18 protein-coding genes are annotated in these 25664 nt (G+C 70.1%); 9 read left to right on the top strand and 9 right to left on the bottom strand.

What is annotated here, in order from left to right; all coding sequences use genetic code 11:
- The first annotated feature begins 25 nt into the window (after positions 1-25).
- From BL253_RS08825 to BL253_RS08805, 5 genes are all read left to right on the top strand, one after another.
- Positions 26-772: a TetR/AcrR family transcriptional regulator gene (locus BL253_RS08825; RefSeq protein WP_131831470.1), complete on the top strand. Its 747-nt coding sequence runs from the start codon at positions 26-28 to the stop codon at positions 770-772.
- A gap of 139 nt (positions 773-911) precedes the next feature.
- Positions 912-2159 carry a cytochrome P450 gene (locus BL253_RS08820; protein WP_076815315.1) on the top strand — a complete coding sequence of 416 codons (1248 nt, stop codon included), beginning with the start codon at positions 912-914 and terminating at the stop codon, positions 2157-2159.
- 38 nt (positions 2160-2197) lie between these two features.
- The gene (locus tag BL253_RS08815) at positions 2198-2392 is read left to right on the top strand and encodes a ferredoxin (protein WP_096335953.1); all 195 of its coding nucleotides are present in this window, start codon (positions 2198-2200) and stop codon (positions 2390-2392) included.
- Entirely contained in the window at positions 2389-3831 is a 1443-nt protein-coding gene (locus BL253_RS08810; RefSeq protein WP_076815311.1) for an aldehyde dehydrogenase family protein, read from the top strand. The genes BL253_RS08815 and BL253_RS08810 overlap by 4 nt, the downstream gene beginning before the upstream one ends.
- Positions 3832-3882: 51 nt before the next feature.
- Positions 3883-5001: a Zn-dependent alcohol dehydrogenase gene (locus tag BL253_RS08805; protein WP_076815309.1), complete on the top strand. Its 1119-nt coding sequence runs from the start codon at positions 3883-3885 to the stop codon at positions 4999-5001.
- A gap of 172 nt (positions 5002-5173) precedes the next feature.
- On the opposite strand, the gene BL253_RS08800 is transcribed toward BL253_RS08805, so the two are convergent.
- The 3 genes from BL253_RS08800 to BL253_RS08790 all read right to left on the bottom strand — a co-directional run bounded on the left by BL253_RS08800 (position 5174) and on the right by BL253_RS08790 (position 9899).
- On the bottom strand, positions 5174-5938 hold the full coding sequence (locus tag BL253_RS08800) for an ABC transporter ATP-binding protein (protein WP_241834634.1): 765 nt from the start codon (positions 5936-5938) through the stop codon (positions 5174-5176).
- On the bottom strand, positions 5935-8667 hold the full coding sequence (locus BL253_RS08795; RefSeq protein ID WP_076815307.1) for an ABC transporter permease subunit: 2733 nt from the start codon (positions 8665-8667) through the stop codon (positions 5935-5937). The genes BL253_RS08800 and BL253_RS08795 overlap by 4 nt, the downstream gene beginning before the upstream one ends.
- Positions 8668-8792: 125 nt before the next feature.
- Complete coding sequence (locus BL253_RS08790; protein ID WP_158230341.1) at positions 8793-9899, bottom strand: ABC transporter substrate-binding protein; 1107 nt, start codon at positions 9897-9899, stop codon at positions 8793-8795.
- Here BL253_RS08790 and BL253_RS42225 point away from each other — a divergent pair.
- Entirely contained in the window at positions 9886-10293 is a 408-nt protein-coding gene (locus BL253_RS42225) for a hypothetical protein (RefSeq protein WP_158230340.1), read from the top strand. The two genes, BL253_RS08790 and BL253_RS42225, sit on opposite strands and share 14 nt — an antisense overlap.
- Here the strand turns inward: BL253_RS42225 and BL253_RS08785 are convergent.
- On the bottom strand, positions 10255-11730 hold the full coding sequence (locus BL253_RS08785) for an aldehyde dehydrogenase (RefSeq protein WP_076815303.1): 1476 nt from the start codon (positions 11728-11730) through the stop codon (positions 10255-10257). The two genes, BL253_RS42225 and BL253_RS08785, sit on opposite strands and share 39 nt — an antisense overlap.
- Before the next feature lie 1616 nt (positions 11731-13346).
- Between BL253_RS08785 and BL253_RS08780 the strand changes: the two genes are divergently transcribed.
- Positions 13347-15236 carry a diguanylate cyclase domain-containing protein gene (locus BL253_RS08780; RefSeq protein WP_076815301.1) on the top strand — a complete coding sequence of 630 codons (1890 nt, stop codon included), beginning with the start codon at positions 13347-13349 and terminating at the stop codon, positions 15234-15236.
- Positions 15237-15442: 206 nt separating this feature from the next.
- Here the strand turns inward: BL253_RS08780 and BL253_RS08775 are convergent, their stop codons facing one another.
- Positions 15443-17056 carry an FAD-dependent oxidoreductase gene (locus BL253_RS08775; protein ID WP_076815300.1) on the bottom strand — a complete coding sequence of 538 codons (1614 nt, stop codon included), beginning with the start codon at positions 17054-17056 and terminating at the stop codon, positions 15443-15445.
- 224 nt (positions 17057-17280) lie between these two features.
- Here BL253_RS08775 and BL253_RS08770 point away from each other — a divergent pair, with 224 nt between their 5' ends.
- Both BL253_RS08770 and BL253_RS08765 read left to right on the top strand, forming a co-directional pair.
- Positions 17281-18480 (top strand): cytochrome P450, encoded by a 1200-nt coding sequence (locus BL253_RS08770; protein WP_076815298.1) that lies wholly within the window; start codon positions 17281-17283, stop codon positions 18478-18480.
- Between the two features lie 58 nt (positions 18481-18538).
- Entirely contained in the window at positions 18539-19780 is a 1242-nt protein-coding gene (locus BL253_RS08765; protein WP_076815296.1) for a cytochrome P450, read from the top strand.
- A 72-nt stretch (positions 19781-19852) separates the two neighbouring features.
- Here BL253_RS08765 and BL253_RS41800 read toward each other — a convergent pair whose 3' ends face one another.
- The 4 genes from BL253_RS41800 to BL253_RS08740 form a co-directional block, all read right to left on the bottom strand.
- Complete coding sequence (locus tag BL253_RS41800) at positions 19853-20272, bottom strand: Zn-ribbon domain-containing OB-fold protein (protein WP_076815294.1); 420 nt, start codon at positions 20270-20272, stop codon at positions 19853-19855.
- A complete protein-coding gene (locus BL253_RS08755) occupies positions 20269-21429 on the bottom strand; it encodes a thiolase family protein (protein ID WP_076815292.1) in 1161 nt (386 codons plus the stop codon). The genes BL253_RS41800 and BL253_RS08755 overlap by 4 nt, the downstream gene beginning before the upstream one ends.
- A 68-nt stretch (positions 21430-21497) precedes the next feature.
- A complete protein-coding gene (locus BL253_RS08745) occupies positions 21498-24092 on the bottom strand; it encodes a CaiB/BaiF CoA-transferase family protein (RefSeq protein WP_076815290.1) in 2595 nt (864 codons plus the stop codon).
- A 71-nt stretch (positions 24093-24163) separates the two neighbouring features.
- Positions 24164-25630: a flavin-containing monooxygenase gene (locus tag BL253_RS08740; protein ID WP_081438117.1), complete on the bottom strand. Its 1467-nt coding sequence runs from the start codon at positions 25628-25630 to the stop codon at positions 24164-24166.
- Between the last annotated feature and the right edge of the window lie 34 nt (positions 25631-25664).

The following is a 25664-nucleotide window of genomic DNA, read 5'->3' as shown; positions in this document are numbered from 1 at the left end:
GCGGCATCTGGAGGAGTGCAACGCGGTGTCAGCAGGCCCGAGCAAGCCCGCCACGGTCGCGGGAGCGGCCAACTCCGCCACCAGCACCTCCGGCGACCCGAAGAACGGCGCCGGTGTGCCTCGGACCCGTGGCGGGCACATCGCGACCGGCACCTCCGCCGAGCGACGCGCCAAGTCCGCGACCAGCGCGACCGAGAAGGGCGAACGGACCCGGCGGCACATCATCGACTGCGCCCGCGCCGTGTTCGAGGAGAAGGGCTACCTCGAGGTTCGCGTCAGCGACATCGTGAAGCGGGCCGGCGTGGCCCAGGGCAGCTTCTACACGTACTTCCCCTCCAAGCTGGAAGTCTTCCAGGCGATCATCCGCGAGGTCGGGGACGAGATCGACAAGACCGCGAGCAGGGGCCCTGAGCACCGCCACGGCGACTGGACCCACAACCTGCTCGTGGCCAACCTGCGCTACCTCGAGGTCTACACCCGCAACGCGAAGATCTACATGCTGCTGGAGCAGACCTCGACGCTCGACCCGGAGATCAAGAAGATCAGGTACGCCGGTCGCCGCCGGCACGTCACACGCGTCGAGCACTACATCCGGCATCTTCAGGACGAGGGCATCGCCTCCCGGAACATCAACGTGCCCCTGACCGCGGACGCGTTGATGAACATGCTCGTCGGCGTCGCGTTCTGGCTCAACGCTGACACCGACAACCCCGATCACTACGACTCCGCGGCCACGGTCACGGAGATCTGGGTCAAGGCCCTGACTCGCTGACCTGCCGGTATCCGGCACCTGTCGGCACGGACCAATCCCGAGACGTCTTGCGGTGGCAGCCCCTTGGCCATATTGTCGACATCAGTGTCGATTAGCCTCCCGCCTGGCCATCGGCGATCACCGCTAGGGAGTCGGTCCCATGGACCTTGATGAGTACCGCGACCACCTTCCGCCACTCCTTCCCCCCGAGGACGCCCATGCGGCCTCCAGGCTCCTGCTGGAGCGTCGCCCCGTCGCGCACAGCGACCAGGACGGCGGCTTCTGGATCGTCAACCGGTACGCGGACTTCGTCCGGGTCATGCAGGACTCGGCGTCCTACGAGACCGGCACGCGCGGTGTGTACGTCCCCACGCTGCCGGTGGACCGCCCGGCCATGCCACCGCTGGAGTACAACGGGCCGCGTCACCACAAGATCAAAGAGGTCATGAGCCGGTACTTCTCGCCGAAGTCGTTGGCCCGGTTCGAGGACCGCTTCCGCGGCATCATCGGCGGCATGATCGACGAGTTCGCCGCCGACGGTCACTGCGACCTCGCGCAGCAGCTCTCGAAGCGCTACCCGGCCCAGATCATCTGCGAGGTCCTGCTCGGCGTCTCCGACCCGGCGGAGGTCCGCCAGCTCAGCCGCTGGGTGCGTGAGCTGACGTACGACATGACCCGCCTGGAGCCAGCGGTACTGAAGGCCTCGCAGGCGCAGTGGCGCGACTGGTGCGCCCGGCTGGTCCAGGCCCGCCGGGCCGAGCCCCAGGATGACATCGTCAGCCAGCTGCTGGCGCTCGACCTCGACGACGCCGGCGAGCGGCTCGACGACGGAGAGATCGTCGGAGCCATCCAGCTGCTCCTGTTCGCCGGCTTCGGCACGACCTCGGACGCGACGTCCAACGTCGTGATCAGGCTGATCGAGGAGCCGGGCCTGGAGGACCTGCTGCGCGCGGACCCGACCAAGATCTCCATCGCGATCGAGGAGACGCTGCGGCTCGACCCACCGGTGACGACCAGGCCCCGGCGGCCCTTCGACGACGTCGAGTTCGACGGCCAGACCATCCCCGCCGGCTCGCGCATCCTGTGCAACTACCTGGCCGCGAACCTCGACCCCGACGAGTGGGATGACCCGGACGCGTTCCGGATGGACCGCAAGCGCAATCGCGCCGTCACGTTCGGGATCGGTGAGCACCGGTGCAGCGGCTCCCACATGGCCCGCATCGAGCTGCGCATCATGGTCGAGGAACTGCTCAAGCGCGTCACCGACATCCGTTGGGCCGGCGACGCCCACGAGGAGCGGGTCTCGTTCCTGGCGACCGTGTGGCGCGGCGTCGACAGCCTTCCGGTGGTGTTCACCCCGCTGGCGCCGGCCGCGGCCGTGACCGCCCCGGCCGGCAGCGCTGGATGAAGCGTGCGCCCCGGACACCCAGCGAAAAGGATCAGCCAGTGCGTGTGAAGGTCAACTCCGAGCAGTGCCAGGGCCACCTCGTGTGCGCGTTCAAGGCCGCCGAGCTGTTCGACGTCGACGACCGGGGCTACGCGGTCACGCCCGATCGTCCGCTGGCCGGCGAAGCCGAGGTGGCGATGGCCCGGGACGCCGCGAACTTCTGCCCGGAACGCGCGATCGAGCTCGTCCCGTGACCGCGGCACCCCCTCTGCCTACGGGGCTGCTGATCGGCGACGAGTGGGTCCACCACACCGCCGACGGGAGCTACCAGCACGTCAACCCCGCTACCGGCCTGGTCCAGGCGGAGTTCCCGGTCGCCGGGGCCGCCGAGGTGGATGCCGCCGTGGCGGCCGCCCGCGCGGCGCTTCCGGTGTACCGCGCCTGGTCGGCGGCACAGCGGCGACGCGCGCTCCAGCGCCTGGCCGCGCTGATGCGCGAGCACTCGGCGGAGTTCGCGGCTCTCGGCACGGCCGAGTCGGGCCTGCTGACCGCCGTGGCCTCGGGCGTCGCCGGCCATGCCGCCGACTGGTTCGAGTACTACGCGGGCTGGACGGACAAGATCGGCGGATCGGTGTCCCCGGCCGCCGGGCTGAACTACACGCTGCATGAGCCCGTGGGTGTCGTCGCCGTCCTGCTCACGTGGAACTCACCCACGGCGATGATCGGTACGAAGATGGCGGCCGTACTCGCGGCGGGGTGCACCATCGTCCTGAAGCCGCCGGAGCTGGCGCCGTTCGGCTCCGTGCTGTTCGGCCGGCTGTGCCTGGAGGCCGGCCTCCCACCGGGCACGGTCAACATCATCACCGGTACCGGGGCGGCCGGAGACGCGCTGGTCCGGCACCCGGGCGTCGACAAGATCACCTTCACCGGTGGTCCCGAGACCGCGCGGCGGATCCAGGAGGCGAGCGCCGCGTCCCTGACCCCCTGCCTGTTCGAGCTGGGCGGCAAGTCGCCGAACATCGTCTTCGCGGACGCCGACCTGGATGCGGCGGCACTGCACGCGGCCCTCGGCGTGGTGCGGCTCAGCGGCCAGGTCTGTCACGCGCCGACCCGCCTGCTGGTCCAGGACAGCGTGTACGACGAGGTCCTCGACGCGGTCGCGGGCCACCTGGCCGCCGTCCGGGTCGGCGACCCGCTGGACCCGAGCAGCGAGATGGGACCGGTCATCGGCCAGCGCTCCTACGACCGCGTCCTCGCCGCCGTCGAGACGGCCCGGGCCGCGCACGCCGGCGAGTTCGTCATGGGCGGCGCGGCGGCTGGCCTCGGTTCGGGCTTCTACCTGCGGCCGACGCTGTTCAGCGAGGTCGATCCGGCGAGCGAGCTCGCGCGCGAGGAGCTGTTCGGCCCGGTGCTCGCCGCGACCCGTTTCACGGACGAGGCGCACGCCGTGGCACTCGCGAACGACTCACCGTACGGGCTGGCCGCGCACCTGCACACCAACGACCTCTCCCAGGCTCACCGGCTGGCTCGGGACCTCGACACCGGCAACATCGCCATCAACGGCGGCCTCGCCTATGCCGGGCCGGCCGCGCCGTTCGGGGGCTTCAAGGCCTCCGGCCACGGCAAGGAGGGCGGGCGCGAGGGGATCGAGGAGTTCCTGCGGGTCAAGAACGTCAACATCAGGATCAACTGATCCGTACGTCCGCGCGGGCAGCGTGACGCGTGGATTCGGGAGGAGTGTTCCATGCCTAGAGCCGCCTTGCTCACGGCCCCGGGTCGACCGCTCGAGGTGGTGGACCTGGACCTGACAGCCCCCCGCGCCGGCGAGGTGCGGGTGCGGATAGCAGCGTGCGGAATCTGCCATTCCGACCTGCACGTGCAGCAGTCGGGGTTACCGAACCTGCTCTTTCCCTGCGTGCTCGGGCACGAGGCTTCCGGGGTCGTCGAGGAGATCGGGCCCGACGTCGACCATCTCGCCGTCGGCGACCACGTCATCCTCACTGTGATTCCGCAGTGCGGGAAGTGCGCCTTCTGCCTGCGCGGCCAGCGCACGCTGTGCACAAACACGTCGGTGCTGTATTCCGGGGTCGCCCTGGACGGGACCGCGCGGTTCAGCCACGCGGGCCGGGGTGTCGGCCAGATGGCCGGGCTCGGCGCCTACAGCGAGGAGGTCGTCGTCCCGGCGATCTCGGCGGTCAGGATTGACGTCGAGATGCCGCTTCTGCCCGCCGCGCTGATCGGGTGCGGCGTCGTCTCCGGCTTCGGCGCCGTCACGCACGTCGCCGCCCTGACGGCCGGGCAGACCATCGCCGTCATCGGCACGGGCGGGCTCGGGCTGAGCGCCGTCCAGGCCGCGCGCATCGCTGGCGCCGGCCGCATCATCGCCATCGATCTCAAGGCCGGCAAGCTGGAGCTGGCCAGGTCGGTCGGGGCGACGGACGTCATCGACGCTTCCGCGGGCGACCCGGCGAAACAGGTCGAGGACCTGCTCGGAGGCGACGGCGTCGACGTCACCTGCGACTTCGTGGTGAACCACGCGACCGTCGGCCAGGCGCTGGCGATGACCCGGCCCGGCGGGGTCACCGTCATCACGGGTTTCGGCGACCGGACGGTAGAACTGCCCGTCACGCCCTTCATCCGGGCGGGGCGGACGCTGAAGGGCAACTACATGGGCATGGCCGACTTCGGCCGTGACTTCCCGAAGCTGGTCCGGTGGTACCAGGAGGGAACCCTCCAGCTGGACGCGATGATCGGTCAAACCTTCTCGCTCGACGACGTGAACGCGGCACTCGCGGCCGCGCACGACGGGGAGGCGGCGCGCGCCGTGCTCGTCCTCGACGAAAAGCAGCGCGCGGGCGGGTAGCAGCCCCGACAAACCGAAGCACGAGTACCTCAGAACCCCTCTCCCCGCCGCGTCCTCGCCGCCAGCGCGCCAAAATCATCACGTTCGCGACCGGCACGTCAACAGTGTGGTCAACGCGACGGGCCGGGTCCCCCAGAGGTCCCGGCCCGTCGCGCTGTTTCCCCGTCCTGGCTCAGGAGAATGCTCCGTCCTGCCCCAGGTAGCCCCGCATCACCTCGTCCTCGTCGACGCCGGACGCGGAGCCGGAATACGACACCGCCCCCTTGTTCAGCAGCACGACGTCGTCGGCCATGTCCAACGCGCGGTTCACATACTGCTCGACGAGCAGCAGCGCGACACCCGTCGCGGCCAGGGTCTTCAACGACGCGAAGATCTCGTCGACGACCCGGGGTGACAGGCCCATCGACACCTCGTCGAGCAGGACGACTGACGGGTTACACAGGTAGGCGCGGGCGAGCGCGAGCATCTGCTGCTGCCCCCCGGAGAGGCTTCCCGCGCTCTGGCCAAGCCGCTCGCCGAGAATCGGGAACGCCGTGAACACCTCGTCCAGCGCCGTGTGCTTCTCCCACGGAGGGATCTGCAGGCGCAGGTTCTCGAGCACCGAGAGGGTGCGGTACACGCTTCGGCCCTCCGGGATGAGACACAGCCCCATCCGCGCGCGCTCGTGGGGCGCCTGGCGGGTGACATCACGACCGTCGAGCGCGACGCGCCCGCGGGCCGGGCGCAGAAGTCCCGACGCGACCCGAAGAAGCGTCGTCTTCCCCGCGCCGTTGGAGCCGAGCAGCGCGACGACCTTTCCGCGCGGCACGCTTAGGCTCACCTCGCGCAGTACCGTCGTGCGGCCGTAGCCAGCCGTGACGCCGGATATCTCCAGAACGGGCGCCGACGCGCCGTCATCCACCGTCTTAAGAGTCGAGGGTGTCACCATCTCGGTCATCGTCCACTCACCACCGTCTCGGCGTCGTCATCCGCGGTCCGCTCGATCGCTCCTTCGACACCGGAGTCACCGAGGTAGGCGGCCCGCACGACCGGCGACGACATGACCTCCTCCGGCGGCCCGGAAAGAACGGGCCTGCCGAAGTCCAGCACGTAGATGTAGTCGCACACCTCGGTGACGAGCGCCATGTCGTGTTCGACCAGAAGAATGCCGACCCCGCGCTGGTCGACGATCCGGCGCAGAATCTCTCCGAAGCGCCGGGTCTCCTGGCGGTCCAGGCCGGACGACGGCTCGTCGAGAAGCAGGACGTGGAACGGTCCGGCCAGGCACCGGGCGAGGTCGACCAGCCGGCGCTGGCCGGTCGACAGCGACCCCACGACCTCCCCGGCGAGCGGCCGCAGATCACACAGGTCGAGGGCGTTCTGGGTCGCGTCGGCCACGTGCCGGCTGTCCTTGCGCGTGCCGACGATGTGCCGCACGACGTTGGCGCCGGCCAGGCTGGCCTCGATGCCGAGCGCGACGTTCTCCCGCACCGTGAGCGACTCGAACAGCTCCATCTGCTGGAACGTCCGGCCGAGCCCACGCCTGGCCCGGGCGGACGGGGACACGCGCGAGACGTCGTCGCCGTCCAGGCTGACCTTTCCGGCCGACGGTCGGTTCAGTCCCGAACACGCGTTGAACGTCGTCGTCTTTCCGGCGCCGTTCGGGCCGATCAGGCCGGTGATCCGCCCGGTCGGCGCGGACAGCGAGACGCCGTCGACGGCGACGACGCCACCGAACCGCACCCGGAGCCGCTCCACCGTCAGGCTGCCGCCGGCCGGGGCGATCTCGCGAGCGGCCGCGGGGGTCCGATGGACCTCCTCGGCCCGGGGGGCGCGCCAGGAGACCCGGTCCAGCAGGCGCTGGAGGGCGCGCGGAACTCCCCCGACCTGGTCCGGCGACATCGCGTAGAGGACCGCGCCGATCCCGAAGACCAGCATCAGCCAGTTCGAGGTCTGGTTGTTCGTCAGGTAGGACGGAATCAGCGTCAGCCCGAGCCCGGCGATGACCGCGTACCAGGGCTCGCCACCGACGGCGATGATGATCAGCGCGAAGTAGGTCAGCGAGGACATCGGCTGAAAGGTGGTCGCGTCTGTCGGCTGAGCGGCACCCAGCAGACCACCCGCGACCGCGGCCAGGAACGCGGACAGGCAGAACACCAGAACCCTCGTGACGTTCACGGCGGCGCCGCTCGTCGACAGGGTGGTCGGGCTGTCCGCCATCCCGCGCAACAGCCGGCCCAGCCTGCTCCGGTTGACCACCGCGATGAGCACGGTCACGAGGACGGTGATCGCCAGTACCAGGTAGTAGAAGCCCTTGTCCGTGTCGACCGACAGCCACGACAGGCTCGGCCTCGGCACGGTGACGGGCTGGCCGAAGGCGCCGAACATGTAGCTCTGGCTGTAGAACATGTACTGCAGAAGCAGGCCGAACCCGAAGGTGGCCAGCGCGAGGTAGAGGCCGGACAGACGGATGGCCGGAATCGCCAGCAGCGCACCGATCGGAACCGCGATCAGCCCGGCCAGAAACAGGGAGACGAGCCACGGGATGTGATGCCCGCTGGCGAACTCGGACATCGCGCACAGCCCGATCGCCATGAAGCTGACATGGCAGAGCGAGACCTGGCCCGAGGTCCGCACCAGCAGCCCCAGCGACAGGAAGACGACCACCACCGCGAGGGCGTTGGTCCAGTCGGTCAGGTGGATACCTGCGAATCCGGGCACGCACGCGAGCACCGCGATACCAACCACGCCGCCGGCGATCTGCACGGGCGCGGGCGTCGTCCACGACGGCCGGCGTCTCGGGATGAGCCGGGACCGCTCCGCGAGCCGCCTTCGCGGCGCCACCAGGAGAACGGCGAACAGGACCAGGAACGGCAGCGCCTGGGCGAGGCCGGTCCAGAATCCCTGGATGAAGTACTTGGTGCAGATCGCCTGGCCGAGGCCGATCGCCAGGCCGCCCGCGTAGGCCAGCGGCAGGTTCGTGAACCCGCCGATGGCCGCCGCGCCGAAGGCGGTGATCACGAGGAAGGTCAGCGCGGTCGGGTCGAGCGGCGTCAGCAGGGGCCCGATGAGCAGGCCGGACGCCGAGGCGAACGTCGTCCCGATGACCCAGGCCCAGCGGCGCACCCGCACCGGGTTGGTGCCGCTCACGTCCAGCAGGTCGGGGTTGTCGACGACTCCGCGCATGGCGACGCCCAGCCTGGCCAGCCGGAAGAAGACCATCAAACCGACGGTCACGGCCAGCGCGACACCGATGATGATCAGGTCTTCGGCAGTGACGGGCGTTCCGTCGATCTTGAAGGACTGCCGCGGCAGGAAGTGGGGCAGCGACTTGTCGTACGTCGATCCGTAGATCAGGGTGATGCCGGCCTGGACGATCAGGATCATTCCGACGGTGGCCGCGACCCGTGTCGCGAGACCGGTGCCCGACAGCGCCCGCGCGAGCCGTTCGAGAGCGAACCCGAGGATCGGTCCGGCCCCGAACAGGCAGATCACCGACGCCAGTTCCCATGGCAGGTTCAGCGAGACATGCAGCGTGTAGAAAAGAAAGGCCGAGACGGTCGCCAGGGCACCGTGCGCGAAGTTGAACACTCCCGACGTCTTGTACGTCAGGACCAGTCCGGTGCTGGCCAGTCCGTAGACGGAGCCGGTGACCAGGCCGCTGATGATGTAGGGCAAGAATTCCACGGCGCCGTTCTCTCTCGTCGAAACGCGTGGGCGGGAGGGGACAACTCCCGCCCACGCGGCACAGCGATTTCAGACGCGCCGTGAGCAGTCGCGGAGCACCCGTTCGCTGCCGTTGATTGAGCTGATCAGCCGCCGATGCCGGYGACGATGCCCTTGATGAGATCGTCCGGAGCGCACTCGGTCTTCAACCCGGTCGGAGTGCTGAACGTGGAGTTCTTGATCGCCACGTTCATGTAGCAGTTCACCAGGGTCGGCTGGTCCTTCACGAAGGTCAGCGGTGGCGAGATCCCGCCGAGGGTCTCACCCTTGAAAGTCCAGAGCGCTTCCTTGATCGACGCGGGTGTGATGTCACCCTGGACGAGCGACACCGCCTTCTCGAACAGCTTGCCGGAGGCCCAGGCGTAGAACGAGACGGGGCCGTCGAGGTCGCCAAGACCGGGYGCGTACTGCGCGACCGCGTCCCGATACTCCTTGACCGCCGCCACCGAGCCATCGGTGAACGGCGCGTTGCCGGCGGTCAGCAGCGCCCCGTCCGTGGCCGGGTCCTTGAACCAGTTCTGCGAGACGGCGAGCGTGTTGCCGACGTACTTCGCGGTGACACCGGCGGCGGCGCACTCGTGTGCGACCCGCAGCGCGACCGCGGACGAAGCGACGACCTCGTAGCTCTGCACCCCCGTCGACTTCAGCCGCTGACAGACCGCCGTGTAGTTGGGCGCGGCCGCGGCGACCTGGGCGGTGAAGCTCAGCTGCAGGCCGGTCTCCTTGGCGATCGCCTTGTTCGTGTCCACGCTGCCGGCGCACTGCGGGACCTCCGCGCAGTAGAGCACCGCGAACTTGGTGCCGAGCGTGAGCGCCAGCTTCTGCGTTCCGTAGGACAGCGCGAACAGGTTCGTCCCGACCGGGAAGAAGCCGGAGTTCGTCTGGAACGGCACGTCGATGGGGTCGCCACCGACGACCGGGACGCCGGCGTCCTCGACGTAGGAGGCCCACACCGAGTCGCCGTTGTCGGCCTCGCCCACGATCGCGGACACGTGGTCGTTCTGGACGAGGTCCTTCGCCGCGGCGAGGCCACCCGTCAGGTTGCTGCCCAGGTCCTTGATGACGAGCCGCACCGGGTGCCCGTTGATGCCGCCGTGGGTGTTCACCCACGACTGCCAGGCGTTCAGGACCTTCGGGATCCCGCCCTGAGAGGACGCCTGCGGACCCGTGTAGCTGCCGATGTTCCCGATCACGATCTCGGAACCGGTCGGCTTCGCGCTGGTGGGCCCGGCGGCTGCCGCCGAGGAGCCCGCGGCCCCGGTCGTCGAGGATGTGCCTCCGCTGTCCGAGCTGCCACAGGCCGCGGCGACCACGGCGATGCCGGCGACTGCCGCTAAGACTTTAAGTCGACTGACCCACATGTTTCTCCGGCTCCGTTCGTTCTTTACAGCCAACAATGTCGGCCGACTTCTGCCAGTTGCTCGCCGCATCGCCGCGGTCGAGGTCTACCCATCGCCCGACGCAGGATCAGAATGCTCGGGCAAGACCGAATCCCTGCCATTTCCGCTCTCGATCAGGACCAGCCTGGACCAGGAGACGCGAAAAGGTTCACTCATACGCGACGCGACGCGACGCGAGCGACGGTGAGAGGTTGACCGTCTTCAGCTCGAAGAAGGCATCGAGGCCCTCGCGGCTGGTGTCCCGCCCGATCCCGGAGTTCTTGACGCCGCCGAAGGGGGCTTCGGTGTTGTAGGAGAAGCCGTTGATGGTGAACGTGCCGGTGCGCACGGCGCGGGCGACCCGCAGCGCCGTCTCGTCGTCCCCGGTGAAGACGGCGCCATGCAGGCCGAAGTCGGAATCGTTCGCGAGCGCGATCGCCTCGTCCACGTCCTCGTAGGAGATGACGCTCGCGACCGGGCCGAAGATCTCCTCGCGGTTGATCTTCATGTCGTTCGTCGTGTCCGCGATGACTGTGGGCTCGATGTACCACCCGCGGGGAAGGTCGGCCGGCCGGCCGCCACCCGCGACGATGGTGGCGCCGTCCTCGCGTGCCGAGGCGATGTACGACTCGACCCGCGCGCGTTGCCGCTGCGCGACCAGCGGACCCTGACTCGTCGCCGGATCGAAGGGGTCTCCGACCACCAGCGAGCCGGCGACGGCCGCAAGCGATTCGACGACCTCGCCGTAGCGCGACCGAGGCGCGAGGATGCGGCTGTAGGAGAGGCAGGCCTGGCCGCTGTTGACGAAGCAGCCGGCTCCCAGACCCGCCAGCACGGTCGGAAGGTCGGCGTCCTCCAGGATGATCGCGGCGGACTTTCCACCCAGCTCCAGCTGGGTCCGCCGGAAGGACCGGCCGCAGATCTCGCCGATGGTCCGCCCGGCGGCGGTCGAACCGGTGAAGCTGACCTTGTCGACTCCGGGGTGACTGACCAGTTCCCTGCCCGTCTCGCGCCCACCGGTGACGATCCCCAGGACGCCGGCCGGCAGACCGGCGGTCGCGAGGGCGTCCGCCAGGTAGAACACGTCGAACGGGGTCTCCGGCGCGGGCTTGAAGATGATGCTGCAGCCGGACAGCAGCGCGGGCACGATCTTGTTGATCGCCATGTTGAACGGGCCGTTCCACGGCGCGATGGCCGCCACGACACCCACTGGCTCCCGCCACACCAGCGCCGGCGTCACGCCCGGCCGGTACTCCTCCGTGCTCAGCTGCCTGGCCAGCTCCAGGTAGTGCCGACCGTTGGCCAGCGCTCCAGGCGGTCCGGCGGCGGAGTGCATCTGCTGGGACATCGAGATCGGCATCCCCATCTCGGACGTGACCAGGTGGGCGATCTCGTCGGCCTTGGCCTCAAGCGCCGTCAGCGCCGCCTCGACGACGTCGATGCGGGCTGTCATCTTCCGGTTGGCCCAGAACCCGGCGCCCAGCGCCGACCGGGCCGCCGCGACGGCGGCCGCGACGTCGACGTCGTCCGCGTCGGGCGCGCGCCCGATGGTCTCCTCGGTGGCCGGCGACACGACGTCGATCGACCGACGACTGTGCGGCGGCCTCAGCCCACCGTTGATGAACAACGTGTCGTGCTCGATCATCAGCCACCTCCCCTAGCGTCAGCCGCCCGCTCGCGGTGCCGCCCCGTCCGCCCGGTCACCCCGGACCTGGTGTGAGCCGGCACACTAGCCGATTTCGGCATCTATGTCGAATCTACCGACGAGGCAACCTCGAAGCCGGCGATGGAGGCACCCGTCCTCGACCGTTTTGCACCGTCTTATCCGCCATCTCCTACCGATAGCGAGACTCCACCGATACTCGACATGCGTATCGAGTGACGATCGCGGGATCAGCATAGGTACGAGACGTCGGTGTGTGCTGAGGACCCGTAGCGACTCTGTTGAACGAGATCAGGTCGTGGCTCGGATCGGTGGCCCAGGCATGATCGGGTGATGCTTCGCCGCCGTGGGTCTGTCGCGGTCAGCCCTGGCCCGCTGGTCCGTGCCGCCAGCGGCATGATCGAGTGATGGCTCGAGGCGTCCTGCGTCCGCCGGTCCCGGCATCGGCGTTCGCCTGTGGGGTGCGGAACGTCAGCGAGCTGGCGCCTGGTAGCCCAGCGCTGAGTGCCGACGATGGTGGTTGTCGTCCGCAGAAACCGTGGAGATGATCGGCCGGATCAGGAGCCTGGTCTGATCTGGCTGGCCGGTTGGCCGGTTGGCTTTGTCTGGGCGCACCCGGCGCCGCGTGTGTGATCGGTCAGGTCCCTACCAGGGCTCCGGGGCAGGCGGAGAAGCCTGAGAGATCGCGACAACCACTGGGCGCAGCCTCCCGATACGAGCGAATCCGCCCTCCCGCCGACCGGGATCTCGAGCACGGAAGGCGAACGACGCACTACTCGATCATGCCTGACCAGGCGGTTCGACCGCTGGGCCCGGTCAACGCGACCGCGCCTATCAGTCGGGCCGCCGGTGCGCCGGATCAGTATTTCACCGCCGACGCTCATCAACGGGTCCCGGCGAAGTCCGCTGTCTGTCACGCTCCGTGGTGAAATGCGGGAAGTCGAGAACGGTTCGGGGGTTCCGTCCAGGGAATGACCAGCGGGTCTATGGCGTGGCTGGTCGACGTCCGGCTTGGATCAATCGAGTGGCTTGGATTGGGCGCGCCCTGCGGGCTCCCGGCCGCCTCGAGTATGCCGGGCGTCCGGCTGAGCCGACGGAGGCGAGTGAGGATAGTGAAGCCTGTGCGGCGGCCCGGCGACAGGCAGACCAGCCGTCGGCTGACCGCTGGCGGATCCCGTCCGGCTGCTGGTCAGGATGCGGCCGCGGGGGAGGCGGCTCGGCGCCGGCTGCTCGCTGATGACGGCCAGATGGGGCGCCTCATCGCGGCGAAGGACTGGCGCTCCACCTCGCTCGGCCCGCTCAGGAAATGGGATCCCGCCCTGTGGACGGCTCTGCGTCTCTGTCTGGAATCGCGTTTCCCGATGGGTATATTTTGGGGTTCGGAGCACATCTATCTCTATAACGACGCCGCCGCYCGGCTCATAGGCGACAGTCACCCCGGCGCCCTCGGGCGTCAATACCGGCAGATCTGGCCCGAGCTGTGGGAGAAAACCGCCCCGCTATTCGAACAGGTAATGTCGGGGCAGGGTGCGACATGGGGCTACAACGAGTATTGGCCGCTTTGCCGGGCTGGTCGCCTGGAGGAGGGGTATTTCACCATGTCCTACAGCCCGATCCACGGCAGCCCGGCCGAGGAGACGGCGGCCGGAGTCCTTGCGACGGTTCTGGATACGACTTCTCAGGTCCTCGCCGCGAGACGTCTCGTCTGTCTGCGGGAGATCGCCGTCGCGGTCGCGGGCGGGCGCGGTCGACGAGCGGTCTGCGGCGCCGCCGCCGCCGCGCTGGACCGCTTCCGCGACGATCTTCCGTTCGGGGTGATCCTTCTCCACGAGCCGCGCATGCGGCCGGCGCTGCGGCCAATGGGCACGTGGGGTCTGGCTGACGAGCGCGTCGCACTGGGCTCGCTCGGGGTGCTCGACGACGAACCACCCAATGACCTCGCAGGTGTGCTGGCCTCCGGCCAGATGGGTGTCGTCGACCACCTGCCCGGCTCGTTTCCCGTCCGGGTCGACGAGTCCCCGCCGGCGGGCTCCCTGGTCATCCTGCCACTCACCCAGGACGCCGAGGGCCGGCCGATCGGCCTGGTCCTCGCCGGGATCAGCAGCCGCCTCGTCCTCGACCCGGAGTACCTCGACTTCGTCGACCTCGTGGCGGGCCAGATCGCGGCGGCGGTGACGCGGGCACGCACGGACGAGGCCCAGCGGGCCAAAGCGGCGGACGCGCTCTACCGTGCCTGGCACGATCCGCTCACCGGCCTGCTCAACCGGCCGGCACTGCTGGACCGCCTGGATCGCGGCCTGCGCCGCGCCGGCCGGGACCAGCGCATCATCGGCGTGCTGTTCCTCGACCTGGATGGGTTCAAGTCGGTCAACGACACGCTGGGGCACCAGGCCGGCGACGATCTGCTGCGCACGGTCGCCACTCGACTGTCCGGGGTTGTCCGGCCAGGCGACGTCGTAGGCCGGCTCGCCGGCGACGAGTTCGTCGTGCTGTGCGAGGGCGCCGACGGCCCGGAAGACCTGCTCACCGTCGGAAAACGGGTGCTGACCGCGCTGGACGAGCCGATCGAGCTCGGCCGGACCGTCCAGCTCGGCGGCAGTGTCGGAATCGCCTGGTCAGGGCCGGAGCTCGCCGACGCTGAGGAACTCCTCAATGCGGCGGATATGGCGATGTACGCAGCGAAGAAGTCCGGCTCTGGGCGATGCGTCGCCTACGACGAACGGATCCGCGCGGCGCTCGCGGCCAAGCTGCAGGAGACCACCGAGCTGCGCCGGGCGGTCAACTCCGACGAACTGCAGCTACGTGTCGCGCCGATCGAGTCCCGTGACAGCGCCGTCGTGGGCTTCGAGGCGATTCCCTGCTGGCGGCACCCAGACCTCGGCTCCGTCGGACCGGAGGGCATTGAACCGGTCGCCCGGGATGCCAGGCTCACCGGCGACATCGACCGCTGGGTCGTCGAAAACATCGCCCGCACCACCCCCACCGCGCACGGCGCCCAGCTGTGGGTGAGGATGTCCGAGCCCGGGGCCACCGACTCTCGCCTGAGACGCGCGCTCATCGATCTGGTTCCGGCCCTGCGGGCCGCGGGCACTCCCGTGCTGACCGTGCTTCTGCCCGACCAGCTGGTCCAGCGTGACCACCGCCTGGCGGACATGATCGCTGCCGAGCTCGACACCGCCGGGGTCACCGTCGGGGTGGACTTCACCGACACCGACCCCGTGGGCACGGCCACCGACGACATCATGCCCTCCAAGATCCGTATCGTCCGGCTCGGCGCACGACATGTCCACGGGGTGGACCGGTCAGGAGTATCGCGGGCGATACTCGCCGGAACCGTCCGATTCGCCCACCTCCTCGACCTGCGGGTCGCCGTCCGATCCGTGGACACGCCGCAGGAGCTGGCCACCGTCCGGGCCCTGCACTGCGACCTGATCCAAGGCGCCGCGGTCGGGACCGCGACCCCCGTACAGGACAACGGCCAGCGGTAGCGGCCCTGACTTCGACTGCGCGGTCGCGACGGCCACCGTGCCAGGCCACGAGCAGGTGCAACGCGGATCCCAGCCCCAGCTCACTACGCCACCTGGACTGGACCTGCAGCCGCACCGATGCTGTCTTGTCACGGCGGCAGTGAGCTCCCAAGCCCCCATGCACTACGGATGCGCCGCGGGTGGCACCCAGGGCCGCCCTGGACCGCTCACCGCGTTTCCCGTGACRCCGCCAGTAGCTCCTCGATGGTCACCAGCTTCTGCCGGGGTCGGGAGCGCTCACGGCCCCGGCGCCGCTCCTCCAGGTCGATCCGGTTCCAGGCTTCCTTGTCCAGCAGCCGCTCGACCCGCTCGCGGAGCAGGTGCTCGAGCTCCTCAGGTGAGCGTGACGGCTCCCGGAGCCGGTCCGCGCCGAGGTCCCGCAGGATGCTGTCCACGGTCTCCTCGGCGTCCTGCCTGTTGCTGCCGATGATCCCGCGCGGGCCTCGCTTGATCCAGCCGGAGCAGTAGACGCCGTCGATGGCCTCGTTGCTCTCCGGGTCGACGACCCGGCCGGCGTCGTGCGGCAGGGTCGCGGTGATCCCGTCGAAGGGCAGCCCGTCGACCCGGGCGCCCCGATAGCCGATCGCGCGCAGCACCAGCGAGGTCTCGATTCGCTCGGTGGCGCCGTCGCTCCCGCGGAAGCTGACCGCCTCGACCCGGCCGGTGCCTTCGATCGAGATCGGCTCGAGCCCGAAGCGGAACCGGATGGCCTTCCCTTCCGCGCCGCCACGCGCGGCCGCCCGTAGCAGCACCTCCTGCTTGCGGTCCCCCTCGTGGCCGCCGGCCTGACCGACCTCGCCGACCTCGCCAGGCTCGGCCAGCACGGTGAGTCCCTCGACCTGGTCGAGCGCGAGGAGCTCGCCCTGCGAGCACGCCGCGTGCTCGGGGCCGCGCCTGGCGGCGAGCACCACCTCGGTCACGTTGCTCGCGGCCAGTGCGTCGAGCGCGTGCTGGGCCATGTCGGTGGTCATGAGGTCGCCCGCCGGACGCAGCAGGGTCCGAGCGACGTCGAGGGCGACATTGCCGTTGCCGATCACCACAACCCGGTCGCCGTCGAGGTCGAAGGTCTCATCGGCGTGCTCGGGGTGACCGTTGTACCAGCCGACGAACGCCCGGGCCGCGTGCACGCCGGCGAGCTCCTCGCCCTCGATGCCGAGCCTCCGGTCGTCGGGTGCCCCGCCGGCCCAGAGAACCGCGTGGTGACACGCGAGCAGCTCCTCGATCGTCACGTCGCGGCCGACCTCGACGTTCAGGTAGCACGAGACGTTGGGGCGGGCGAGGACACTCGCGAACCGGTCGGCCATCTTCTTGGTGTTCGCGTGATCGGGCGCCACGCCGGCCCGTACCAGTCCGAACGGCGTGGGCAGCCGTTCGAACATGGTCACGGAGACACCGTCGATGTCGCTGAGGGTGCCAGCCGCGTAGCAGGCGGCGGGGCCGGTACCCACGATGGCGACCCGGAGCTCGGGTCTGTGCGGGGGCAGCGCRCGGCGCGTGAACGACGGCGAGCCGACCGCGGCCAGCGGGTTGGTGACGAAGTACTCGGCGTTGATCGCGAGGTACTCCGACAGGTCCTCGGGCAGGTCCCAGTCGGAGTGCACCGCCTCGACGGGGYACTCGTCGAGACACGCTCCGCAGTCGATGCAGGTGTCGGGATCGATGTAGAGCTGCTCGGTCGTGCTGAAGTCCGGGTCCCCTGGCCGCGGCCGGATGCACTGGACCGGGCAGACGGTGACGCACGAGCCGTCGTTGCAGCAGCCCTTCGAGATCACGAACGTCATCGGTGTGCTCTCCGTGGTCGGTGGTGGCGTGGGGGACACCGCGGATCGGCCAGGACGCCCTGCCCGGGACGCACTGCCGGGACAAACTTGGACAGCAGTCTAACATAATTAGAGTTCACACAGCTCTCGAGACATGCCAGCGGATACCGCCGTTGACGTCACCCAGTACTGTTGTCACAGTTGTGTCCAAGCATGCTTCCGGTCGCCCGGCAGTGAGGAGCTCCATGAGCGCGCCAGCTGACGTCGTCGTCACCGACTTCGACCACCACTCCGCGCAGTTCGCCGCCCGGCCGTTCGAGACGCTCAGGGAGCTCCGCGAGGCCGCCCCCGTGGCCTGGTCGACCGCGCACGACGGCTTCTGGGTGGTCACCGATCACCAGAACGTCCTCGACGGGCTGGCCGACTACACGACGTTCTCCTCGGCGGCCGGACCGGCGATCCCGGCCAACCCGTTCGGCGCCCGGCACATCCCGGTGGCCTTCGACCCGCCGGCGCACGGGCTCTATCGCAAGGTCCTCAACGAGTGGTACAGCAGGGTCGAGATCTCCCGGCGCGAGCCGGCGATCAGGGCGATGGTCGAGGAGATCGTCCGGGGCCTGGGCGACAAGGGCAGCTGGGACTTCGTCTCCGACCTCGCGAACGTCTCGCCCGGYGCGGTCACCCTGGGCATCCTCGGCTGGGACCCCGGCCAGCGCCTCGAGCTGCTGGACGTGATGACGCAGTCGCTGCGCAACCAGGCGAACCCGGACCCGGAGGTCCGAGAGCAGAACGCCCAGCGCAACGTGTGGTTCCGGGAGCAGATCCTCCGCGAGGCCAACGACCGGCGGGCCACTGCGCGCGACGACCTCATGACGGTGCTGGCGAACGATCCCATCGTCGACGGCGAGCAGCTGACCGACGAGGAGCTCGCCGACATGGTCGTGCTGCTGCTGCTCGCCGGTTTCCACACCACCAGCGGCGCGCTCACCGCCCTGCTGATGCACATGGAGCGCCATCCCGAGGACAGGAAGCGGCTCGACGAGAACCGCGCGCTGATCCCCCAGGCGATCGAGGAGATCGTCCGTATCTACTCCCCCGCGACGGCGCACGCRCGGATCGTCACCGAGGACACCGAGTTCGGTGGAGYGGCGATGAGGAAGGGCGACTGGGCCCTCTTCGTCAACATGGCCGCCAACCACGACCCGGACGCCTTCCCCGAGCCCGAGAAGGTCGACCTGAGCCGCGGCCGGGCCAAGAGCGTGGCCTTCGGCTGGGGCGTGCATCGCTGCCTCGGGCTGCACCTGGCGCGGCTGATCCTGYGGCTGGAGATCGAGGCCGTCCTCGACCTGCTGCCGGGCTACAAGATCGACCTGGACGCCTGCGTGCGCTCCGACCACATGGGGCTCGGGTACTTCTACCACTCCGTCCCGGCCCATCTCGCCTAGCGAGCCCGAACTCCTGGCGATCACGACGGCGGACTGACGAGGACGGAGCAGGACGGACATGGACGGCGTACCCGCGGCGACCACCGCCGGAGCGGCGGGAGTGCCCGAGGGCGCCACCGTCGTCGACTTCTCCCACCACTCGGCCTCGTTCGCCGAGCGCCCCTTCGAGGTGCTGGCCGATCTGCGGCGGAAGGCGCCCGTCGCCTGGTCGACCGCCCACGACGGTTTCTGGGTGGTGACGGACCACCGGGACGTGATGGCGGGGCTGGCCGACTACGGCCGGTTCACGTCCAGCTTCGGCCCGGCGATCCCGGCCAACCCGTTCGGCGCCCGGCACATCCCGGTCGGGCTGGACCCACCGCTGCACACGACGTACCGCCGGGTGCTGCACGCCTGGTTCAGCAAGGCCGAGGTGACCCGGCGTGAGCCGGAGCTGAAGGCCCTGGTCGACGGGATCGTCCTGGGTCTCGCCGAGCGCCGGAGCTGGGACTTCGTCTCCGACCTCGCGGACGTCTCCCCGGGTGCCGTGACGTTGGGCATCCTCGGCTGGGACCCGTCGCGGCGCCTCGAACTGCTCGACGTGATGGCGCGTGGGCTCAGGAACGCGGCCAGCACCGATCCCGCCGTGGTCGCCCGCAACGCCGAGGGCAACCGGTGGATCCGCGAGCAGATCCTCGCCGAGGCCCGGGACCGGCGCGCGCACCCGCGCGACGACCTGATGACGATGCTGGCCACCGAGCCGATCGCCGACGGCGCGCCGATGACCGACGAGGAGATCAGCGACACGGTCGTCTTCCTGCTCCTGGCCGGTTTCCACACCACCAGCGGCGCCCTCACCGCCCTGCTGGTCCAGATGGCGCGCCAGCCGGAGCTGCGCACCCGGCTCATGACCGACCGCGGGCTTGTCCCGGCCGCGATCGAGGAGGTGATCCGGATCTTCGCGCCGGTCACCGCGGTGGCGCGACGGGTCACGCAGGACACCGGGCTGGGCGGTGCGCGGATGAGGGAGGGGGACTGGGCCCTCTTCGTCAACATGGCCGCCAACCACGACCCGGACGCCTTCCCCGAGCCCGAGAAGGTCGACCTGAGCCGCAACCGGGCCAAGAGCGTCGCGTTCGGCTGGGGAATCCACCGGTGCATGGGGCTGCACCTGGCCCGCGTCATCCTCCGGCTCGAGGTCGAGGCCGTCCTCGACCTCCTGCCCGGCTACGTGATCGACCTCGACGGCACCCGGCGCGCCCGTCACCTGGGCATCGGCTACTTCTACGAGACCGTGCCCGCGCGCCTCCCACCGGTGTGAGCGGCGCCCGGCGCGGTGCGACCCGGCTCAGGCGGTGATCCGGCCCGGGCGGTGACCAGACGGTGATCCGGCTCAGGCGGTGACCGGGCCGTCCGGGCCGTCCGGGCCGAAGACCGGGACGGACGGGTGCTCCCCCACCGCCTGGAACCGCGCCCGGACCCGGGCGCCCATCGGGTCGGCACCCGCGGGGAAGCCGACCAGGGTGCTGAGCAGCCGGACGCCGCAGTCGAGCTCGACCAGCGCGACGTCGTACGGGATCCGGCCCTTCAGGTGGCCGGCGTAGGCGCGGTGGTACACGGCGTAGCTCCACACCGTGCCCGTCGCCTCGACCTCCTCCCAGGCGAAGCCGCGGCCGAGGCACTCCGGGCAGACGCCGGCCGCCGGCCAGCGCGGGAACGCGCAGTCGGCGCAGCGCTGGAACACGAGCCGCCCCCGAGCGGCCTGCTCCCAGAAGGTCGAGTCGTCCTGGGCCTCGGGCGTCTCGTGGGTCACGGCGCCTCCGTCGAGAGAATCGTGCTGGCCGCCTTCATGAAGCCGAACGTCGAGCAGTACTGCGCGGTGGTCAGCCCCTCGATCTGCCGCTCCCCCGCGTCGCCACGCAGCTGCCGGACCGCCTCGCACAGGTGCAGGAACCCCCACATGTAGGCCTCGGAGAGCTGGCCGCCGTTGGTGTTGAGCGGCAGCCGGCCACCGTGGCCTATCGCCCCGGAACGGAACGCCTCGCCGACCCCGCCGGGCTCGACGAAGCCGTAGTACTCGAGCATCTGCAGCACCCAGACGCTGGTGGGGTCCTGGATGTAGAGCGCGTCGATCCCGTCCTGGTCGATGCCCGCGGCCGGGTAGACGCGCTCGGCGACCTGGCGGATCCACGGGCGCAGCCACTGGTCGGCGTTCTGCCGGTCGCGCAGGCCCGTCTGCTGGGCGATCCCCATCACGTGGACCGGTCTCTCGGTGAGCTCGGCCGCCCGGTCGGCGCGCGCCACGATCAGGCAGGCGGCGCCGTCGGAGATCATGCAGAGGTCCGCCCGGCGCAGCGGCGCGACGAGGTACGGCGCCGCGAGGTAGTCCTCGACCGACATCGGGGCACGGAAGATCGCCAGCGGGTTGTCGACGGCGTACCCGCGCTGCGAGACGGAGATCTCGGCGAGGTCGGCCTCGGTGGTGCCGTGGAGCAGCTGGTGGCGCCGGAACGCCATCGCCGCCGGGCCGGCGACGTTCAGGAAGCCGTAGACCGAGGCCTCGTCCTGGCGCCCCAGCGGATGACTGAACGTGTTGCCGGCGCTGCGCTGGTTCGTGCCGTAGACGATCGCGACCACGCTCGCCAGCCCGGCGTCGATGACCGCGCAGGCCAGGTGCAGGGAGAAGTTGCAGGTGCCGTAGTCCAGCGTCGCGCTGTACGCCGGGTTGAGGCCGGCCAGCCGCCCGATCTCGGTGTCGATCCCGAAGCCGCCGTAGGACTTGCAGGTGATCAGCCCGTCGATCTCGGCCTTGTCGATKCCCGACCCGGCCAGGGTGACGCGCAGTCCCTCGACGGCCAGCTCGTCGGCCGAGATGCCCGGGACGGTGCCCTGCGCGGTGTTGCCGACCGCGACCACCGCGGTGCGGCCGCGGATCGCGCCGCCGAGCCGGGCGGACGCGGACGCGGACACGGATGCGGATGCGGATGCGGATGCGGATGCGGATGCGGATGCGGATGCGGATGCGGATGCGGATGCCATCAGATGGCGCCCTCGGCGGCCAGCCCGTCCACCTCGTCCGTCGAGAGGCCGAGCAACTCCTCGTAGACCTCGTAGTTGTGCTCGCCGTAGGTCGGCGCGCCGCGCCCGACCCGGCCGCCGGCGTACTGCGGGGTCTCGGACATCCGCACCGACGGGGCGGCCACCGGCCAGCGGCCGAAGTTGGTCGCGTCGAGCTCGGTGAGCCAGCCGAGCGCGGCGAGCTGCGGGTCGTTCTCGACGCGGTCCTGGGTGGTCTGCGCGACGCCGGCCGCGACGCCGATCGCCTGCAGCCGGTTCATCAGGTCGAAGCCGTCATGGCCGGACGTCCACGAGGTGACCAGCCGGTCGAGCGCCTCGCGGTTCTTCTGCCGGGCTTCGGCGGTACGGAGGTCCGGGTGCTCGAGCCACTCCTGGTGGCCGGCCTCCTTGGCCAGCGCGACCCAGTCCGCGTCGGTCTGGCAGGTGATGGCGATCCAGCGGTCCTCGCCCAGGGTGCGGTAGAGGCCCTCGGGCGCGGCCGTCGAGTACGGCGACCGGTTGCCCGCGCGCTGCCAGACCCGGCCGTTGACCTGGAAGTCGAGCGTCGGGACGCTCGTCATGAAGATGCCGACCTCGCTCTGCGAGGCGTCGATGGCCTGGCCCTGGCCGGTCACGTCGTGGTGGTAGACGGCGCTGAGGATCGCGAGCGCGAAGCTGTAGGCGCCGTACCAGTCGAGATAGGAGTAGCCCCACCCCGCGGGCGGGAACGGGTCGGGCAGGCCGCTCATCTCCGAGGTGCCGGCGAAGGCCTGCGCCACCGGGCCGATGGTGCGGAACCGTCCGTAGATCCCCCTGGTGCCCATGCCGGACTGCTTGGCGTAGATGATGTCCGGCTTGATCTTGCGGAGCTCGTCGTAGCCGAGCCCCCAGCTCTCCATCACGCCGGGCGAGAAGCCCTCGGTGACGACGGTGCTTTCCGCGACCATGCGCCGGGCGAGCTCGAGGCCCTTGGGATGCTTCACGTTGAGCGAGATACCGCGCTTGCCGGGGTTCTTGTTGTTGTACTGGGCACCCACCGGGCCGCCCAGGTCCGCCGGCCACTGCGAGGGCACCGGTCCGGTGGCCCGCTCGCGGGCCTCGCGGCCGCCGACCGGGTTCCCACCGCGACGCGGGTCGAGGTTCTTGTGCCACTCGACCTTGATGACGTCCGCGCCGAGCGACGCCAGGAACCGGGTGGCGCCGGCCGAGGCCAGCATCCAGGTGAAGTCGAGGACGCGCAGGCCCTGCAGCGCCCATGGCTTCCCGTGCACCGACAGCGCGCCGGGCGTGCCGCGCGTGCCGGGCGTGCCAGGCGTGGCGAGTGCGACCCGCTCGACGGCGCGCGGCCTGACCCGCGGCCGCGGGTCACGGTCCTGGTCCAGTCGCGGCGCCGGTTGCCCGGCCACCCAGCCGGTCTCGGAGGCGATCCACTTGCTGATCGGGTAGCGCAGGGTACGGCCGAGGTCGGCGTGCTCCACGTCCCCGAACGTGCCGCGCTGGATCCAGTGCTCGTCGTAGGCCGACTCGTGCGGCTTGCGCACCGGGACCCACATCAGCCCGGCTTCCTGCGCCTCGCGCCAGGGGACGTCGTCGAACAGGTAGCGGCGCACCGTGTGCTCGACGGCGTCCATGTTGCGCGCGGCGCCGCCCTCCATGCCGGGCAGCACCCGGGAGTCCTGGCGCTTCTCGTCGCTGCCGTCGCTGATGTCGTCGCCGATGCCGTACTTCTCCAGGAACGGGCCGAGCAGCTTGGCGTTGCGGGTCGAGGCGAGGATCCAGCGGCCGTCCTTGGTCGCGAAGATCGAGCGGTGGACGGACACGTCCGGCGCGGAGTGCCGGCAGGTCTGCCGGTGGAAGGGGGTACGCAGGCAGACCCACGACATGAGGTCGCCCTCGGTGTTCTTGGCCAGTGCCTCGTGCACGGCGCACGAGAGGTGCTGTCCCCGGCCCGAACGCCGGCGACTGATCAGTGCCGCGATCACGGTGAAGGCGAGCTGCTCGCCGGCGACGGCGTAGGAGTGGTCGAGCTGGGGGGCGATCGGTGGCAGGTCGTACCTCCCACTCGGGTCGGGGTCGTAGCCGTTGTTCATCACCTGGCCGCCCAGTGCCAGGTGCACCAGGTCCGTGGCCTTCCAGTTCCTGCGCGGGCCGTCCTCGCCGARCGGCGTGATCCGCGCGACCACGAGCGCGGGCTGCCGGGCACGGAGCGCGGCGCTGCCCAGTCCGCGCTCGTCCAGGTAGCCGAGCGCAGTGGCATCGAGCAGCACGTCGCTCCCGGCGATCAGCTCCGCCAGCTCGCCGCGCCCGCCGTCGGTCTCGAGGTCGAGGACGAGCGAGCGCTTGCCCCGGTTGTAGGCCCAGAAGTGCAACGACCTCTCCGGGTCGGGCACGTCGTCGACGAACGGGCCCATCCGCCGGCTCTCGGCGCCCTCGGGCGGCTCGATCTTGATCACCTCGGCGCCGAGGCCGGCCAGCATGAGTCCGCAGTACTCGCCGATCCGGTCTCCGACCTCGAGTACCCGCACCCCGTCGAGGGCTCCGGGATTCGGCTGCGCTCCCGTGGCGTCGCTGGACATGGATTCCCTGCTCTCTGCTCTCAGTGCTCGCAGGCGCTTGGCGGTCCGTCAGGGCCGGCTGGTAGCGGTGGTCAGGACCGCGCGGGGGCGGACAGGGTGCCGCGCGCCTCGAGCCGCTCGAAGTCGGCGAGGTCCGCGTCGGCGTACTGGTCGACGTGCCGCTGGCGGGTGAACGGCCAGATGATCGGCGTGCCGCCCTGGTCCGTGTACCAGTTGTCGCACAGGGAGTACGTGGTGTCGGGGAGCGCGGCGCGCACACCGTCGCAGAACTTCTGGGTGGCGGCCTCCGACGGCGCCAGTGCGCGCCCTTCCCGCTGCATGGTCTCGAACAGCCGCATCAGGAAGCCCACCTCGTCGCGCAGGCAGGTCGGGATCGCGATCGAGTTCACGGGCGCGAAGGGGCCGTTGAGCAGGAAGAAGTTCGGCAGGCCGGGCAGGCCGATGCCGCGGTAGCTGTAGACCCCGTCGGCCCAGAGCTTGTCGACGGTCAGCCCGTCGGGACCGACGACGTTCATGGGCCGCATGTAGGCGTGGGTGTCGAAGCCGGTGGCGTACACGATCACGTCGAGCTCGTGCAGCTCGCCCTCGCTGTCGACGATGCCGGCCGGCTCGACCCGCCGCACCCCGCCGAAGACGGGGGTGACGTTGGGCAGCTGGACCACCCGGTAGTAGTCGGGCGACTTCGGGATCCGCTTGCAGCCCAGGGGCTCCTTGGGAGTGAGCCGCTCGCGCAGGACCGGGTCGGGAATCTCCTCGGCCAGCTTGTCCCGGAAGCGCCTGTTCATCGCGTCCCGCTCGGAGCCGGGCACCAGGCGCCAGGTCTCGGAGCCATCCGTCTCCAGCCGCAGCGCGGCCATCCTGCGGTCCCAGTGACCGGCCAGGGCCGGAACCCGCAGCAACAGCTTCTCGAGCAGGGAGATCTTCGGGTTCTCCTTCACCTGGATCCACTGCGGGGTCCGGATGAAGTGCTTGACCTGGTGGCCGCGCCTGCCGAGCTCGCTGACGATCTGGATGCCGCTGGATCCGGTGCCGACCACGCCGATCCGCTTGCCCCGCAGGTCCACGCCGTGGTCCCACTCCGAGGAGTGCCAGCTGTGCCCGGCGAACGTGTCGGTGCCGGGGAACGTGGGGCGCTTGGGTACGTGCAGGAACCCGGTCGCCGCCACCACCACGTCGAACACCTCGGTGCCACCGTCGGGCAGCGTGAGCGTCCAGGCCCCGTCCTGCCAGGTCGCCAGCCGGACCTCGGTGCCGAACCGGATGCGCTCCTGGATGCCGGTGTCACGCGCGAACTCGGTCAGGTAGCGCCGGATCTCCTCGCCCGGCRCATAGCGCTTGGACCAGTAGTGCTTGCGCGCGAAGGGGAACTCGTAGGAGCGGGTGATCACGTCGACGTGCAGGCCCGGGTAGGTGTTGTCGTGCCACGTCCCGCCGGCGGCCTCGCGCTTCTCGTAGATCGTGTAGTCGATCCCGGCACGCGCGAGGTGGTGGGCGAGGAACAGACCCGACATGCCARCACCGATGATCCCGACTCTCACAGGCCACCCTCCACGCCCACACTCCAACTCGCTA

This window comes from Pseudofrankia asymbiotica (assembly GCF_001983105.1).
GTDB classification, from domain to species: domain Bacteria; phylum Actinomycetota; class Actinomycetes; order Frankiales; family Frankiaceae; genus Pseudofrankia; species Pseudofrankia asymbiotica.
Note: the sequence above shows the minus strand (reverse complement) of the source record. Positions and strands in the feature narration are given on the sequence as shown.